Annotated in this window: 12 protein-coding genes; 2 read left to right on the top strand and 10 right to left on the bottom strand. The window is 65.9% G+C overall.

Annotated features, from left to right (window positions below; translation table 11 throughout):
• Nucleotides 1–145 precede the first annotated feature (145 nt).
• The 7 genes from lipA to sucB form a co-directional block, all read right to left on the bottom strand.
• The gene (gene lipA / locus CAPP_RS08060; RefSeq protein ID WP_076598674.1) at nucleotides 146–1,234 is read right to left on the bottom strand and encodes a lipoyl synthase; all 1,089 of its coding nucleotides are present in this window, start codon (nucleotides 1,232–1,234) and stop codon (nucleotides 146–148) included.
• 66 nt (nucleotides 1,235–1,300) lie between these two features.
• Nucleotides 1,301–2,035, bottom strand: coding sequence for a lipoyl(octanoyl) transferase LipB (gene lipB / locus CAPP_RS08055; protein WP_076598675.1), 735 nt, complete (start codon nucleotides 2,033–2,035; stop codon nucleotides 1,301–1,303).
• Nucleotides 2,036–2,081: 46 nt separating this feature from the next.
• Nucleotides 2,082–2,471, bottom strand: a complete 390-nt coding sequence (gene gcvH, locus CAPP_RS08050) for a glycine cleavage system protein GcvH (protein ID WP_076598676.1) — start codon at nucleotides 2,469–2,471, stop codon at nucleotides 2,082–2,084.
• 2 nt (nucleotides 2,472–2,473) lie between these two features.
• A complete protein-coding gene (gene gcvT / locus CAPP_RS08045) occupies nucleotides 2,474–3,568 on the bottom strand; it encodes a glycine cleavage system aminomethyltransferase GcvT (RefSeq protein ID WP_076598677.1) in 1,095 nt (364 codons plus the stop codon).
• Between the two features lie 12 nt (nucleotides 3,569–3,580).
• A complete protein-coding gene (gene gcvP, locus CAPP_RS08040) occupies nucleotides 3,581–6,478 on the bottom strand; it encodes an aminomethyl-transferring glycine dehydrogenase (protein ID WP_076598678.1) in 2,898 nt (965 codons plus the stop codon).
• 71 nt (nucleotides 6,479–6,549) lie between these two features.
• Nucleotides 6,550–8,307, bottom strand: coding sequence for a dihydroxyacetone kinase family protein (locus CAPP_RS08035; RefSeq protein ID WP_076598679.1), 1,758 nt, complete (start codon nucleotides 8,305–8,307; stop codon nucleotides 6,550–6,552).
• A 113-nt stretch (nucleotides 8,308–8,420) separates the two neighbouring features.
• Nucleotides 8,421–10,532, bottom strand: a complete 2,112-nt coding sequence (gene sucB / locus CAPP_RS08030; protein WP_076598680.1) for a 2-oxoglutarate dehydrogenase, E2 component, dihydrolipoamide succinyltransferase — start codon at nucleotides 10,530–10,532, stop codon at nucleotides 8,421–8,423.
• Between the two features lie 127 nt (nucleotides 10,533–10,659).
• Here sucB and CAPP_RS08025 point away from each other — a divergent pair, with 127 nt between their 5' ends.
• Complete coding sequence (locus CAPP_RS08025) at nucleotides 10,660–11,043, top strand: oxidoreductase (protein WP_076598892.1); 384 nt, start codon at nucleotides 10,660–10,662, stop codon at nucleotides 11,041–11,043.
• Nucleotides 11,044–11,049: 6 nt separating this feature from the next.
• Here CAPP_RS08025 and CAPP_RS08020 read toward each other — a convergent pair whose 3' ends face one another.
• The gene (locus CAPP_RS08020) at nucleotides 11,050–12,552 is read right to left on the bottom strand and encodes a leucyl aminopeptidase (RefSeq protein WP_234958740.1); all 1,503 of its coding nucleotides are present in this window, start codon (nucleotides 12,550–12,552) and stop codon (nucleotides 11,050–11,052) included.
• Between the two features lie 119 nt (nucleotides 12,553–12,671).
• Between CAPP_RS08020 and CAPP_RS08015 the strand changes: the two genes are divergently transcribed.
• Nucleotides 12,672–13,784, top strand: coding sequence for a branched-chain amino acid aminotransferase (locus tag CAPP_RS08015; RefSeq protein WP_076598682.1), 1,113 nt, complete (start codon nucleotides 12,672–12,674; stop codon nucleotides 13,782–13,784).
• A gap of 10 nt (nucleotides 13,785–13,794) precedes the next feature.
• Here CAPP_RS08015 and CAPP_RS08010 read toward each other — a convergent pair whose 3' ends face one another.
• Complete coding sequence (locus CAPP_RS08010) at nucleotides 13,795–14,814, bottom strand: nicotinate-nucleotide--dimethylbenzimidazole phosphoribosyltransferase (RefSeq protein ID WP_076598683.1); 1,020 nt, start codon at nucleotides 14,812–14,814, stop codon at nucleotides 13,795–13,797.
• A 33-nt stretch (nucleotides 14,815–14,847) separates the two neighbouring features.
• Nucleotides 14,848–15,645 (bottom strand): DUF3043 domain-containing protein, encoded by a 798-nt coding sequence (locus tag CAPP_RS08005; RefSeq protein ID WP_076598684.1) that lies wholly within the window; start codon nucleotides 15,643–15,645, stop codon nucleotides 14,848–14,850.
• Nucleotides 15,646–15,829 lie beyond the last annotated feature (184 nt).

The following is a 15,829-nucleotide window of genomic DNA, read 5'->3' as shown; positions in this document are numbered from 1 at the left end:
GATTGTTTTTCGTCGATAAGCACACGCGCCGTCGTGCCGAAAGAAAATCAGCTACCTGGATCCCGCTAATCGCCCCTTTCGGGGCAACTAGCTGGATGCAGATAGCTGGATCTGGCGCGAAGCCGGGCGGTTAAGGCCTGGAGCCTTAGTCGGCGCCGATGCCCGGCATGCCGAGCCCCACAGCGGGGCGGCCGGCGGAGACGACCGGGGTCTCCTCGGACGCACCGTACTTGTTCAGCAGGGTCTCCGCCTCCTGGTCGGTGGCGCCCTGGGAGGTCTGCGCGAGGTGCTTCAGATTCTCCGGTAGCTCGCGACCGTGGAACTTCATGGCCTCGACGTAGAGCTTGCCCGCGCGATAGGAAGAGCGGACCAGCGGGCCGGACATGACGGCAGCGAAACCCATCTCGTACGCGGCGTCGCGGTACTCGATGAATTCCTCCGGCTTCACCCAACGCTCGATCGGGTGGTACATCGGGCCGGGGCGCAGGTACTGGGTGATCGTGATGATGTCGGTGCCCGCATCGTGCATGTCGGCGAGCGCCTCGAGGACCTCCTCGCGGGTCTCGCCCATGCCCAGGATGAGGTTGGACTTGGTGATCAGCCCGTAGTCGCGCGCTTGGCGGATGACGTCCAGGGAACGGTCGTAGCGGAAGGCGGGGCGGATGCGCTTGAAAATGCGCGGCACCGTCTCCAGGTTGTGGGCGAACACCTCGGGCTCTGCCTCGAAGACCTGCTGGAGCAGGTCCGGCTTGCCGGAGAAGTCCGGGGTGAGGTTCTCCACGCCGGTGTGCGGGTTGAGCTTGTGGATCTTGCGCACCACCTCGGCGTACAGCCACGCGCCCTCGTCCTCGAGGTCGTCGCGGGTGACACCGGTGATGGTGGAGTAGTTGAGCTGCATTTCGCGGACGGATTCTGCGACGCGCTGCGGTTCTTCACGATCAAGCGGCTCCGGCTTCGCGGAGTTGATCTGGCAGAAATCACAGCGACGGGAGCAGTTCGCGCCACCGATGAGGAAGGTAGCCTCGCGGGATTCCCAGCACTCGTGGATATTGGGGCAGCCGGCTTCCTGGCACACAGTGTGAAGGGAAGCACCCTTCACTTTCTTCCGCATGTCCTCGTATTCGGGGCCGGTTTTCACGGCGTTGCGGATCCAGCGCGGCTTGGATTCGATGGGGGTTTGCGCGTTGCGCTTTTCTACGCGGCGCAGCTTGCGTCCTTCTTCTGCGACAGTCACGGCTTCAACGTTAATGCCGTCCGAGCGAACGTGCGAATATCGCTGGCTACAGGCCCCCGTTTAGAGTCAGCCGCGCGAAATCGTGTGGTCGGCGACAGCGAGTTCGCCGGACAGCGCACGGTCGAGATTGCGGATGAGCGGGGGCGCGAGTTCGTCCGGGGTGACGTCGCGGCCGAGCTCGAGGCTCATCGTGGTCACGTCGGCGTCGCTGATGCCGCAGGCGACGATGTGGCCGAAGTATTCAAGTGTGTTGTTGCAGTTCACGGCCAGGCCGTGCATGGTCACGCCGCGGGTGATGCGGATTCCCAGCTGGGCGACTTTGCGGTCGCGGCGCAAGCCTATCGACGGATCATCCGCAGGCACCCACACCCCTGAGCGGCCGTCGATACGGCCGGCTTCCTCCACGCCGAGGTCGCGGATCGTGGCGATCATGGCCTCCTCGATGCGACGGACGAAGTCGACCACATCGACAGGGTCGGCGAGCTTGATGATGGGGTAGATGACGAGTTGGCCCTCGCCGTGCCAGGTGATGCGGCCGCCGCGGTCGACGGTGACGACGGGCTGGCCGTTGTCCGGCATGTCCTCCGGTTGGGTGCGCTTGCCCGCGGTGTAGGTGTTCGGGTGCTGGAGGACCAGGAGGGTGTCGCCGATCTCGCCGTTGGCGCGTTGCTCGGCGAGCTTCGCCTGCAGCTCCCAGGTCTCCGAATAGTCCACGAGCCCCAGTTCCCGCACGTCAAGTGGGGAATCTGAGGCTCGGATGGAGAGGTGGGCGGGGAAGAACGGTTCACGCGGGGCGGTCATGCCCTACATGGTAGACCTCCCGCCGCTCAGAAATTCAACGCGGTGTTTACAGGCCGTTGGCGGCGCCGTACTCCTCGGCGGTCATAAGTGGGCCGGAGGATTCGACGGCGACCTCGAAGAGCCAGCCTTCGCCGAAAGGATCCTCGTTGATCGCCTCGTAGCTGTCCTCGATCTCCTCGTTGACTGCGGTGACCTTGCCGGTGACGGGGGAGTAGAGATCGGACACCGACTTGGTGGACTCCACCTCGCCGCAGGTCTCGCCAGCGGTGACGGTGTCGCCGACTGCCGGCAGTTCAGCGAAGACGATCTCGCCCAGACGTTCGGTGGCGACAGAAGTGATGCCGACGCGCACGGTCTGTCCCTCGACTGCGTCAGCGGCGGCGTTGACCCACTCGTGGTCCTCGGAGTAGGAGAATTCCTGGGGCAGATCAGACATGGCTATTTGTCCTTTCGGGAGTAGAACGGTGTCTCGGTGATGGTGTAGGCGTATCGCTTACCCCTGATGTCGACCTCCACTTTAGTGCCCGGCTCAGCGTGCAGGGGGTCGATGTGCGCAAGAGCCACCGGGTGGCCCAAAGTGGGGGAGGGCTGGCCCGAGGTGACCGTGCCAATGCGCTGCTCGGAACCGTTGTCGTCGGCGAGGAAGATCTCGGCGCCCTCGCGGGCGGCGCGGCGCTCCTCAGAGGTCAGACCGGCGATGACGACGGACGGCTCGCGTCCGGTGAGCGCCTGCTTGCCCACGAAGTCGGCTTCCTTCTTGGCGAAGGCGCGGCCCATGCCCGCCTCGACGGGGGTGATCTCGGCGGTGAGCTCGTGGCCGTAGAGCGGCATGGAGGCCTCGAGACGCAGGGAGTCGCGGGAAGCGAGACCGCAGGGGATGCCGGCATCGATCACGGCATCCCACACCTTCTCGGCGTCCTCGTTCACGCAGAAGAGCTCGAAGCCGTCTTCGCCGGTGTAACCGGTGCGGGCGACGAAGACCTCCACGTCGGAGCCGTCAGCCTTCAGCGTGGTCCACGCGCCGGAGTAGTAGGCGAGGGGCGCCGGGTCGTCGGCAAGCAACGGCGTGAGCGCCTCGAGCGAACCCGGGCCCTGGACGGCGATGAGAGCGACCGCCTCGGAGTCGTTGCGGATCTCAACGTCGAAGCCCTCGGTGCGCGCCTGGAAGGCGGCCCAGACGGTCGCGGTATTCGCGGCGTTGGGCACAACCATGAAGTGGTCGTCGGAGAACTTGTAGGTGATCAGGTCATCCAGGATGCCGCCGTTGTCGTCGACGATCATCGAGTACTTCGCCTTGCCCACCTTGAGGTTGGACAGGTTGGAGATGAGCACGTAGTCGAGGTAGGCGCCCGCATCCGGACCGGTGACGTCGATCTCGCCCATGTGGGACAAATCGAAGATGCCCACGGCGTTGCGGACGGCGCGGTGCTCTTCGAGCTCACTGCCGTACTTGAGCGGCATGGTCCAGCCGCCGAAGTCGGTGAACGACGCGCCGAGCGCCTCGTGCTTGGCCTGCAGCGGGGTCTGTGGCATGTGTGGGCTCCTTTACTTGCTGTTTTCTTCGGTGACGGTCGGCTCGATGATCTCGCCGTCTTCGGTGTCCGCGGCGAGGTCGAAGGCCTCCGGTGGCGGGCAAGCGCAGACGAGGTTGCGGTCGCCGTAGGCCTCGTCGATGCGGCGCACCGGCGGGAAGTATTTCGCGGTGAGCAGAGACTCGACCGGGTAGGCGGCCTCCTCGCGGGTGAATGCGTAGTCCCAGTCGGAAGTGACCAGGCTGCGCGCGGTGTACGGCGCGTGGTGAATGACGGAGTCCTCGTAGGCGACCTTGCCGTCGATGATGTCCTGGATCTCCGCGCGGATGGAGCGCATCGCGGTGACGAAGCGCTGCAGCTCGGCGATGTCCTCGGATTCGGTCGGCTCGATCATGAGCGTGCCCGCCACCGGGAACGCCAGGGTCGGGGCGTGGAAGCCGTAGTCGACGAGGCGCTTGGCCACATCGGCGGCGGTGACCCCAGAGGCGTCGGTGATCTCGCGCAGGTCGATGATGCACTCGTGGCCCACCAGACCGGCGTTGCCGGTGTAGAGGACCGGGAACGAGTAGTTCAGCTCGTGCGCCAGGTAGTTGGCGTTGAGGATGGCGTTGCGGGTGGCAGACGCCAGACCCGCGGCACCGGACATGGCAATGTACGCCCAGGAAATGGGCAGCACGCCTGCGGAGCCGTAGGTGGTCGCGGAGATCGGCACACCGGCACCCTCTGCGGATTCCTTGGCCGCGTCCTCGCCGCTGATTTGCGGGTCGGCGGGCAAGAAGGGGGTGAGGTGCGCGCCCACGCCGATCGGGCCCACACCCGGGCCGCCGCCACCGTGCGGGATGGTGAAGGTCTTGTGCAAGTTCAGGTGGCTGACGTCGCCGCCGAAATCGCCCGGGCGGGCGAGGCCGGTCAGGGCGTTCATGTTCGCGCCGTCGATGTAGACCTGGCCGCCGACCGCGTGAACCTTGTCCGCGACCTCGGTGACCGTCTCCTCGTACACGCCGTGCGTGGACGGGTAGGTGATCATGATGGCGGCGACGTGCTCGCCGTACTGCTCGAGTTTCGCGTCCAGGTCGGCGATGTCGATGGAGCCGTCGTCGGCGGTCTTGACCACGACGACGCGCAGGTTCGCCAGCGTCGCGGAGGCCGCGTTGGTGCCGTGCGCGGATGCCGGAATGAGGCAGATGTCGCGCTCGGTGTCGCCGTTGGCCACGTGGTAGCGGTGGATGGCCAGCAGGCCGGCCAGCTCACCGGTCGCGCCGGAATTCGGCTGGACGGACACCGCGTCGTAGCCGGTGATCTCGACCAGCCAAGCGGTGAGCTCGCTGATCAGCTCGCGCCAGCCCTCGGTGTACTTGTCCGGGGTGAACGGGTGGATGTTGGCGAAGCCGGGCCACGTGATGGCCTCCAGCCCCGCGGTCGGGTTGAGCTTCATCGTGCACGATCCCAGCGGGATCATCGTGCGGTCGAGGGCCAGATCCTTGTCGCCGAGCGAGCGGATGTAGCGCATCATCATCGTCTCGGAGTGGTGGGTGTTGAACACCTCGTGGGTGAGCACTTCGGTGGTGCGGGCGAGCTCGGCCGGAAGATTGCTCTCAGACTCCGCCGCAGGCTCGTTGATGATGCCGAAGCCGCCGAGCAGCGCCGCGAGATCGGCTTCCTCGGTGTCCTCGCCGAAGCTGACGGCCACGGTGTCCTCGTCGACGGCGCGCACGAGGTAGCCGGATTCCGCCAGGGCATCGACAATGCCCTGCGCGCGGCCCGGCACGGCGACAGCCACGGTGTCGAAGAACGCGTCGTGTTTGACGGTCAAGCCCGCACCGCTTATCGACGCTGCGAAGCGCCCCGCCCATTCATGCACCTGCTGCGCGATCTCGCGCAGGCCTTCCGGCCCGTGGTACACCGCGTACATCGAGGCGGTGACCGCCAGCAGCGCCTGGGCGGTGCAGATATTGGACGTGGCTTTTTCGCGGCGGATGTGCTGCTCGCGGGTCTGGAGCGCCAGGCGGTAGGCCGGGTACCCCTCCGTGTCGACGGACACGCCTACGAGACGGCCCGGCATCTGGCGCTTGAGCTTGTCGGAAACAGCCATGTACGCGGCGTGCGGGCCGCCGTAGAACAACGGCACACCGAAACGCTGCGTGGTGCCCACGGCGATATCTGCGCCGAGCTCGCCCGGGGATTCCAGGAGCAGCAGCGACAGCGGGTCGGCGGCCACGGTGGCGAGGCCGCCGCGGGAGTGGATCGCTTCGATCACCGGGCGCGGGTCGACGATATCGCCCTCGGTGCCCGGGTACGCCAGCACGACGCCGACGAAGTCTTCGCCGACCAGGTTCGAGTCGAGCGCGGTGACTTCCACCTCGAGATCCAGGGCACGGGCGCGCTCCGCGGCGACGGCGATGACCTGGGGGTGCAGGCGTGCGTCGAGAAGCACGCGGCGGCCCTTCTTCACCTTGCGGGACATGAGGCCGATGGCCTCGGCGACGGCAGAGGCTTCGTCGAGAAGCGACGCATTCGCGATCGGCAGGCCTGTGAGGTCTTGCACCATCGTCTGGAAATTGAGCAGTGCCTCCAGGCGGCCCTGGGAGATCTCCGGCTGGTACGGGGTGTACGCGGTGTACCAGCCGGCGTCCTCGACCACGCCGCGGCGGATGACCGGCGGAGTGATGGTGGACGAGAAACCCTGGCCGTGGAAGGCCTTGAGCACAGTGTTCTTGCCGGCCAATTCCCGAAGACGGTTCTGCGCTTCCTGTTCCGTTAGCGGTGCGGGAAGATCGAGCGGCTCCTTCGCCAGGATGCCCGCCGGGGTAGCGGCGGCCACAAGCTCGTCGATCGAACCGTAGCCCACGGCGTCGAGCATGACCTTGCGCTCGTTGTCCGTCGGGCCGATGTGGCGGGAAATGTAATCCACGTCAACTAGCTCCTTGCAGTATTGGGTGCGTCACGTATACACGTTTGTCTGAGAGTCTAGAAAACCACGTTTTAGAACTCGTCAACGGCTGATTCGCCAAACAGCCACGTGATCGCGATCGCGCCGGGGTCCGGCACATCGGCGGCGGATTCGCCCAGGTACGAGGCGCGCCCTTTCTTCGCTTGCATGCCGCGGGTGGACTTGGCGCCCTCGACAGCGGGGGCATGGATCTGCTCGAGGACCTCGCGGATTGAGCCCGCGGCTGAACCGTCGGCGAGCTTTGCCGCTTCTTTCGCTGCCGGTGCCAGCGAATCGATCAAGGTGTTGTCGCCTTCCTTCGCACCGCCGAGCTCGGTGATCGCGTCGACGCCGTTTTTCAGGCCCGCGCTGAGTGCGCGCGCGAAGTCGGCGGCATCGGCATTGCGGGAATCGACCTCCGCTTCGGCGAACGCGTCGCCCAACTCGCGGAAGAAAGTGCCCAGAACCGCACCGGAAGTGCCGCCGGCGCGCACCAGCATGCGGTGGGCGAAGAACTCGAGCACCTCGGCGTCGGTGCCCTTGAGCGGAGTCTCAATATCGCCGAAGGCAGCCTCGAGGTTCTGCCCGAAGTCACCGTCGCCCGCAACACGGTCCAGCTCAGTCAAGTCGTCGTAGGACTTTCCGAGGCGCTCCGCGAATGCGCTGAGCCACTCATTCTCGCCGCCCTCGTCGGGCGCCTTCTGGTCGTCGACCGTGCGGGCCGCGGTGTACTGCGGGTCGGCGACGACCGCGGGCCACGACGGTGCAGTGGTGTCAGCATCGATGAGCTCGAGTAGCTCATCGTCGACGACGGAGACGGTCAGGGACACGCCCGCCATATTCAGCGAGGTGACCAGCGTTCCGACCAAACCGCGGCGCACGGTGGCACCCCGGTCGGACAGCTGGGAGAGGGCCTCGCCAAATATGAGGTCCAGCTCGAGGTCGCTCGCACCGCCGAGACCGTTGACGAGGAGCACGACGTCGGCGCCATCGAGTGCCACATCGGCGTTCTTGAGGGATTCGGCGATGCCGTCCAGCAACTCGCCGACGAGTGCCGTCGCAGTCGGGCGCTCGCCCTGGGTGGTGTCGCGGCGCTCTACGCCCGGCTCGCCGTGAATGCCCACACCGATCTCGATCTCGCCTTCCGCCAAGTCGAAAGTCTGGCGGTCGCTGGTGGGCAGATGGCCCGGCATGAGCGCGACAGCCATGCTGCGGGACTGGTCGGCGGCCTTCTGGGCGGTCGCGGCGACCGTAGCCAAGTCGTCGCCGCGCGCGGCCGAGGCGCCGGCGATCTTCTCCACGATGATCGTGGCACCGGTGCCGCGCCGGCCGGGGGAGTCGTCCTCCTCGTCGATCTCGGTGGCCGCGTCGTCCGCGACGGTCACAGTGGCCACTTCGGCGTCGGAGCTATTCGCCGCGACAGTGAAGTTCATGACGTCGCCGGTGTAGTTCTTCACCACGTGCACGACACCCTTGCCGCGGTCCGCCCAGTCGGTCGCCGCAGTGATCTGGACTGCATTGGGGGAGGTGAACAGCAGGCCCGGGCACGCCGCGTCGAGCATGCCTGAGCCGATGAAGCCGGCGTGCATCGGCTCGTGGCCGGAACCGCCGCCGGAGATCACCGCGACGCGGTCGCCGTTGCCATCAGCCCCTGTCTCATTCAGACTGATGAAGCCTTCCTCGTGCCACTGCGCATTCGGGTGCGCGGCCACGAGTCCACCGAGCGCCTGCTCCATGAACTGGCGGGGCTCGTTGCGGAAGGACTTGTAGCTGTTCTTCTTCGTCTTGTTTTCAGTCGAATCTTGTGCCATATGAACCAGTGTATCCGCTGCGTTAAACGCATGTTTTTGCAGGAAAAACGGCCCGGCAGCTGACCGTGGTGGTCAGTGCCGGGCCGTCTTAGGAACCCAGGGTCAGAATAAATTTAGAGGTCCAGGTCGTCCTCGAAGTCGCCTGCCTCGATGCGGTCCTTGATGGTGGTGATGAAGCGGCCTGCGTCAGCACCGTCAACGAGCTGGTGATCGTAGGTGAACGGCAGGTAGCACATCTGGCGGATCGCGATGGAGTCGATGCCGTCCTCGGTGACGATGACCGGACGCTTCACGATCGCGCCGGTGCCCAGGATGCCGGACTGCGGCGGAGTGAGGATCGGGGTGTCCATCAGCGCGCCAGCAGAGCCGATATTGGTGACCGTGAAGGTAGCGCCAGACAGGTCGTCCGGGCGCAGCTTCTTGTCGCGGGCGCGGGCAGCGAGGTCTCCGATGCCCTGAGCGATCTCAGCCAGGGACATGTCCTGGGTCTTCTTCAGAACCGGCACCAAAAGGCCCATCGGGGTGTCAACGGCGATGCCGATGTTGACATCCTCGTGGTAGGTGATCTCCTTCGTCTCCTTGTCGTAGGAGGCGTTCACGTTCGGGTGGGAGACCAGAGCCTCAGCCGCAGCCTTGACGAAGAAGGCGAGGAACGTGATGTTCGCGCCGTGCTTCTCGACGAATGCCGGCTTGACCTTCTTGCGCAGGTCCGCGATGCGGGTGACATCGACTTCCTGCACGTGGGTGAGCTGCGCCGAGGTCTGCAGGGATTCGACCATCTTCGAAGCGGTGATCTCGCGGATGCGGTTGACCTTCTGCGTGGTGCCGATGAGGTCCTGCTTGGCCGGGTCCACAGCCTTGGTGGACCAACGTGCGCGCGGGCCGGATGCCTGCTCGGAGGAAGCGGCGGCGGTGTCCGCAGCCTTGGTGTCTGCAGCCTCGGCGCCCTTCGCGGAACCGCCCTCGGCAGCGGCGATGACGTCCTGCTTGCGGATGCGGCCGCCGACGCCGGTGCCCTCGATGCTGTTCAGGTCGACGCCGTGCTTGGAGGCCAGCTTGCGCACCAGCGGGGTCACGTACGGGACCTTGCCGCCGTTGTCGACCTTCGCGGAGGTGTTGGTGGACTCGGACTTCTCAGTCTTCTTCGGCTCGGTCTTCTTCTCTTCCTTCTTCGGAGCCTCAGCCTTCGGCTTCTCCTCCTCGGCCTCCTCGGCGGCTTCATCGTCGTCGGAGGAGTCGGAAGCGGCGGCCTCAGCGTCGCCGATGCGTGCGATCACGGCGCCGACCTCGATGGTGTCGTCTTCCTCGGCGAGGATCTCCAGCAGGGTGCCCTCGACCGGGGACGGGATCTCGGTGTCGACCTTGTCAGTGGAGACCTCGAGCAGCGGCTCGTCGACCTCGACCATGTCGCCGACGGACTTCAGCCAGGTGGTGATGGTGCCCTCGGTGACGGACTCGCCGAGTTCCGGCATCTCCACATCGGTGGACTCGCCGGAGCCCTTCTTGTTCGAGGAGGAAGACTTGGAAGCGGACTTCTTCGGTGCGTCCTCCGGGTTGTCGCCCTCGCCTGCGGCGGAGTTGTCCTCTTCCACCTCTTCGTCGGCGTCAGCGACGTCCTCTTCTTCGCTGGAAGCGACGGCATCAGCGTCACCGACGCGGGCGATGACGGAGCCGACCTCGACGGTGTCGTCTTCCTCAGCCAGGATCTCGACGAGCGTGCCTGCGACCGGGGACGGGATCTCGGTGTCGACCTTGTCGGTGGAGACCTCGAGCAGCGGCTCATCGACCTCGACCTCGTCGCCGATCTCCTTCAGCCAGGTGGTGATGGTGCCCTCGGTGACGGACTCGCCGAGCTCCGGCATCTCGACATCGGTAGCGGAACCGGAACCGCCGGGCTTCTTCTTCGGTGCGGACTCGGTCTTCTCCTCGTCCTCAGCCTCCGAAGCAGCAGCGGAGTCGCTGTCGTTGTCGCCGGAGGGCTGCTCGCCCTCGTCGCCGACCACAGCGATGACAGCGCCGACCTCGACGGTGTCGTCCTCGTCAGCCTTGATTTCCAGCAGAACGCCGGCGACCGGGGACGGGATCTCGGTGTCGACCTTGTCGGTGGAGACCTCGAGCAAAGGTTCGTCGACCTCGACAGTGTCGCCGACTTCCTTCAGCCACGTGGTGATGGTTCCTTCGGTGACCGATTCGCCCAGCTCGGGCATCTCTACAGAGTGAGCCATGTTGATGGAGTCTCCTCAAAAATTTGCAGACGGTGATACGCCACCAGCGTACCTGCTTAACCAGTTAAGCGCGTCCGCGGATGTCCGCTTTGGGGTGTGTTTTATATCGCCTTATATGATGTTGTGCGTGTTCAATATCTTCGGTTCCCGCAAAAAGAACTCGCCGATAAAGCCCCCTCGCGGCCCCGGCGAGACCGTGCGGCCCGAAGACGCCCAGTACCTCAAACACTGGGCGGAGGAGCGCGCTTTCGTTGAGGGGTTCGTTGAACCGGAAACGCTGGTCAACGAGATGTCGGTCGTGCTCGTCGCAGAGAACGGCGAGTTCACGCGCCGCCGCATCGGCGGGCCGAAAGGGATCGACGCGGTAGCCAAGCTTTTGGGCATTTCGCTTTACGATGTCGAGGAAACCGGTTATCCCGACCGCATGCGCAAGCGGATGGAGCAGGAGCGGATCCTGCGCAAGCGCGCCGAGCAAAAGGAACGCCGCGCCCGGTTCGAGCGCGGCGAATAGCTCAGGCTAGACGAGGCCTCGGATGGTCTCGACCAGCGTGCGCACCGGAACGCCGGTGGCGCGGCCGGGGGTGAAGCCGTGTGGCGCGCCGCTGTTCCAGGCGGGGCTGGCGATATCGACGTGCGCCCATTCGGTGTCCTCGCCGATGAAGCGGGACAGGTAGGTAGCCGCGAATTCCATGCCGCCGAAGCGGTCGCTGTTGGCGTTCTTCACGTCGGCGACTTTGGAGGATATCTCCTCCTCGTGCTCCTCGAGCAGCGGCATTGCCCAGCCAGGTTCGTCCAGTTCGCGGCCGTTTTCGGCGATACGGTCGCGCAGTTCGTCGCTGCCCATCACGCCGAAGGTGCGCTTGCCCAGTGCCACCATTTGCGCGCCGGTGAGCGTGGAGGTCTCTATCAGGTGGGAGGGAGAGTCCTCGCAAGCTCGCGCAATCGCGTCGGCGAGAACGAGGCGGCCCTCCGCATCTGTGTTGATGATCTCGCTTGTAATACCCCCGTAATGGGTGATCACATCGCCCGGCCGCTGTGCGGAACCGGACGGCATATTCTCCGCCATGGGCATCCAGGCCTCCAGATGCACCGGAATATCGAGTGCCGCCACTGCGCAGGAGGTGGCGAGCACAGCCGCGGAACCGCCCATGTCCATCACCATCTGCTCCATGCCGTTGGCAGGCTTGAGGGAGACACCGCCGGAATCGAAAGTGATGCCCTTGCCCACCAGCGCAATCGACGTCTCCGCTGAGGCGTTCTCCGGCGCCCACGTCAGGTGCACCAGGCGCGGAGGATGCGCGGAGCCCTGGCCGACGGCGGTGATGCCCCCGAAGCCCTGTTCGCGCAGCTGCGTCTCGTCCAGGATGTCCACGGTCAGGCCCGCATTGGTGGCGATTTTCTCCGCGTAGGAGGCGTAGACCTCCGGGTAGAGCAGATTGGACGGGGTGTTGACCAGGTCGCGGGCCAGAGCGACAGCGTGGCCGGTGGTGGCTGCCGCCTCGAATTCCGCGCGCTCGTCGTCCCGGCCGATCACCGTGATCTGCGGAGCGGACGGACGCTCGTCGGTTTGCCCGTCGGCCTCGCCGTCACCGCTGTCCTCGGACTTCAAACCGGAGTAGGTGTAGCCGCCGAGCAGCAGGCCTTCGACGATGGCTCCGACACCGAACTCGCCCGAGACGACCACGCGGTCGACACCCTTGAGAGCACGGGCAGCAGCGCCCATTGCGCGGCGGACAGAGGTGGCGGAGGTGTCCTCGCCCAGACCGACTGCAATATAGAGGACTCCTTCGAGCGCGACCTTGACGATCTCGCCGTGCGAGCCCTTCGCGCCGACAGCTTCGAGCGCTTCCAGCAGCCCGTCGCGGGTCAGCGCGGACACCGGCAGCTCCAGAGCCTCGCCCTGAACGATGGGGATAAGTCGCGCGGCGCCGTCGACAAGCGTGCTGTCGGCGTGTGCCGCGAAGTCGACGCTGGGCAGCGTGCCGTGAGATGGAAGAACACCGGTGGTGTGAGGAAGCATTGAACGCATACTCCTTCGAAAGACAATGACTACGTGCGATTCTCGCGGCCGATCCTACGCCAGAGCTGGGTTTGGCTAACAGGCTGCGGTGGTTCACCGCGGGCGTATGCTTGGGCAGCATGACGAACTTGGAATTCACCGTGCAGAAAAACGAGAACCCGGCGAGCGACGAGCAGCGCGCCGAGATTCTCGCCGACCCGAAATTCGGCCAGAAATTCACCGACCACATGGTCGCGATCGACTGGTCCGAGGGCAAGGGTTGGCACAACGCTCGCGTGCAGCCGTACGCCCCGCTGGAATTCGATCCGGCATCCATGGTGTTCCACTACGGCCAGGCCATCTTCGAAGGCCTCAAGGCGTACCGCCAGCCGGACGGGTCGATCGCGACATTCCGCCCGGAGAAAAACGCCCACCGCATGCAGAATTCCGCGGACCGATTGGCGATGCCGGAGCTTCCCGACGAACTCTTCCTCGAGTCCCTGCGCCAGCTCGTCGACATCGACGCGGACTGGGTGCCGGAGGCTGGCGGCGAAGCGGCGCTGTACCTGCGCCCGTTCATGATCTCCACGGAGATCAGCCTGGGCGTCAAACCGGCGAGCAGCTACACCTATTACGTCATCGCGTCCCCGGCTGGCGCATACTTCTCAGGCGGCATTTCTCCGGTCAAAGTGTGGATCTCCGAGGACTACGTCCGCGCCGCGCCGGGTGGAACTGGCGCCGCGAAATTCGCCGGCAACTACGCGGCCTCGCTGCTCGCCCAAGCCCAGGCGCAAGAGCAGGGGTGCGACCAGGTCGTCTGGCTGGACGCCATCGAGCGCACCTACATCGAAGAAATGGGCGGCATGAACCTCATGTTCGTCTACGGTTCCGAGGCCGACAACGTCAAGGTGGTCACGCCGGAGCTCTCCGGCTCGCTGCTGCCGGGCATCACCCGTGACTCGCTGCTGCAGGTCGCCGAAGACTTGGGGTATGCCACCGAGCAGGTGCGCATCTCCGTCGACGACTGGAAGAACGACGTTGCCGACGGCAAGATGACCGAATCCTTCGCGTGCGGCACCGCCGCCGTGATCACCCCGGTCGGCCACATCGCGGGCGAGGACATCGACTTCACCGTCAACGGCAACGAGGCCGGCGACGTCACCATGAAGATGCGCGAGCGCCTGACCCAGATCCAGCGCGGAGAAGTCGAGGACACCCACGGCTGGCTGCACACGCTGGTGCCCGCGAAGTAGGGGGGGGCTGCTACTGCTCGGCGCCGTCCTGGGAGCGCATCTCGTCGGCGACGAGCTCCACAGCCGCAGTGATCAGCGGCAGGACGGCCGCGCCGCCGGCGCCCTGGCCGGTGGTCATGTCCAACGCGGCGACCGGTGTCAGGTCGAGGGCTTTCAGGGACACGGTGTGGCAGGGCTCCGGGCTGAGTTGGCCGGCGAGCAGCCACTCGCGCACCCCCGGTGCGAGCCGTTCGGCGGCGTAGGCGGCGGCGGAGGGGAACGCGCCGTCGATAAGCACTGGCGTGCGCCGCGCCGCGCACTGCGCGATGAACGCGACCTCGGCGACGAAATCCGGCGATGAAATGCGGCGGAGGACCTCCGCGACATCGTCGTGCACGTCACGGGCGCGGAACATCGCGTCGCGCACGGCGGCGACCTTGACCTTCCATGTCTCGTCGTTGATCCCGCTGCCGCGGCCGACCGCCACGACGGGCTCGGTGAAGGTGAGCGCGCCGATGACGGCGGCCGCCACCGTGGTGTTGCCCACGCCGACATCACCGACGACGACGAGGTCGCAGCCCGAGTCGATCGCGGTGTCCGCGACGGTGCGCCCGAGCTCCGCGGCCCGGACGAACTCGTCGTCGCTCATGGCGTCCTCGACATCGATCGCGCCGGATGCTTCGCGGATGAGCGAGGCGCTGTCGGCGAGGCTGACGCGGATGAGCTCCACCGGGGCGTCGGCAATGCGCGCCAACGTGTTCACGGGTGCCGCGCCCGCGTCGATCTCGTCGGCCTGCAGCACGGAGGCCTCCGGTGTGTACGCGGACACCCCGCGCGCGGCGATGCCGTGGTCGCCGGCGAAGACGACGATGCGCGGCGACTGGATCGGACGCGGGGGAGCCTCTCCCTGCCGTCCAGCGACCCACGCTCCGACGGCCGCGAGTCTGCCGAACGACGCCCCGCGAGGGTTCTCCGTCATTGCGGCGCGCACCCGTGCCTGAACGGCACTGTCCGGTGTGGGTACCTGATCGAAGACCAGTGAAACGCTCATGGTCGAGTGGGCCTGCTTTCTGCGCCGTAAGCGCTACGCCTTGGAGCCGATCTCGACCTGTGGCTTCGGGGTGCGCCAGCTCCGCGGCTGAGAAGCGCGCGAGTAGGCGTACATGCCCAAACCGAAGCCCGTCTCGTCCGTCTCCGGGAACTTCTCGCGCACAGCGCGATTCGCGCGGCGGCCGATCAGCACCGCCTCGACGAAGATGGCCACGATGAACACCATGGACACCAGCGAGAGAATCTCCGCCACTCGGGGGAGGAAGGTGCCCAGGATCATGATGGCGAGCAGGACCACCATCGTGGGCAGCATGTAATTGGCCAGGAAGCGGCGCGAATCCACCCAGTCGCGCACGTAACGGCGGACATCGCCCTTGTCGCGGTCCATCAGGTAGCGCTCGTCGCCCGCGTCCATGCGTGCCTGGACTTCCTTGTTGCGCTCGCGGCGCTGCGCGCGCTCCTGCTTCTTGTAGTCCTTCCACTCCTCCTTGGACATGGAAGCCTTCAGCTCTTTGCGCTTCTGCGCCTGCTGCGGCTTGGACATCGCGTTCGGGTCGCGCACCACGCCTCGCTTGACCTCCTGGTCGTAGCGCTTCGGCGTCGGGCGGCCCTTCGGCGGGGTGTAGCCCTTCGGCAGGGGCTTGCCGTCCTTGTCCAGGGGCCGGTCGCTTTTCTTCACGTCCTTTTTTGCACCGGATCCCGCGGAGGCGGATTTCTGCTTCGCGGGAGCGTCCTTCGCGGCGTCACCGCCGAGGTCGAGCTTGGTGGAGCCGCTGTCGGCGGCTGCGCTCTCGGCCGCGCGGGCATCGGATTTCTGCCAGGGAAGTTTCACGCACTCTAGGCTACAAAACCCCCGTGGGCTGGTGGGAATACGGGTGCGCCCGGTGGTGTTGTGGCGTACAGCTGCGTTGCGCCCCAGCCTTTTGAAGCGTGACCAGCGCAAGTTAGGGTGCACTAGCACCGAGGTGCCGGCCCGGAGTAGGCTCGGGAACCTGAAACGATTCGTAGGCAAGGAG

Source organism: Corynebacterium appendicis CIP 107643 (assembly GCF_030408415.1).
Taxonomy (GTDB): domain Bacteria; phylum Actinomycetota; class Actinomycetes; order Mycobacteriales; family Mycobacteriaceae; genus Corynebacterium; species Corynebacterium appendicis.
Note: the sequence above shows the minus strand (reverse complement) of the source record. Positions and strands in the feature narration are given on the sequence as shown.

Excerpts from the sequence above, each read along its gene's own strand:
- lipB (WP_076598675.1), bottom strand. The coding sequence starts at position 2,035 with ATGACCGCCCCGCGTGAACCGTTCTTCCCCGCCCACCTCTCCATCCGA.
- gcvH (WP_076598676.1), bottom strand. The coding sequence starts at position 2,471 with ATGTCTGATCTGCCCCAGGAATTCTCCTACTCCGAGGACCACGAGTGG.
- gcvT (WP_076598677.1), bottom strand. The coding sequence starts at position 3,568 with ATGCCACAGACCCCGCTGCAGGCCAAGCACGAGGCGCTCGGCGCGTCG.
- CAPP_RS08035 (WP_076598679.1), bottom strand. The coding sequence starts at position 8,307 with ATGGCACAAGATTCGACTGAAAACAAGACGAAGAAGAACAGCTACAAG.
- sucB (WP_076598680.1), bottom strand. The coding sequence starts at position 10,532 with ATGGCTCACTCTGTAGAGATGCCCGAGCTGGGCGAATCGGTCACCGAA.
- CAPP_RS08020 (WP_234958740.1), bottom strand. The coding sequence starts at position 12,552 with ATGCTTCCTCACACCACCGGTGTTCTTCCATCTCACGGCACGCTGCCC.
- CAPP_RS08015 (WP_076598682.1), top strand. The coding sequence starts at position 12,672 with ATGACGAACTTGGAATTCACCGTGCAGAAAAACGAGAACCCGGCGAGC.
- CAPP_RS08010 (WP_076598683.1), bottom strand. The coding sequence starts at position 14,814 with ATGAGCGTTTCACTGGTCTTCGATCAGGTACCCACACCGGACAGTGCC.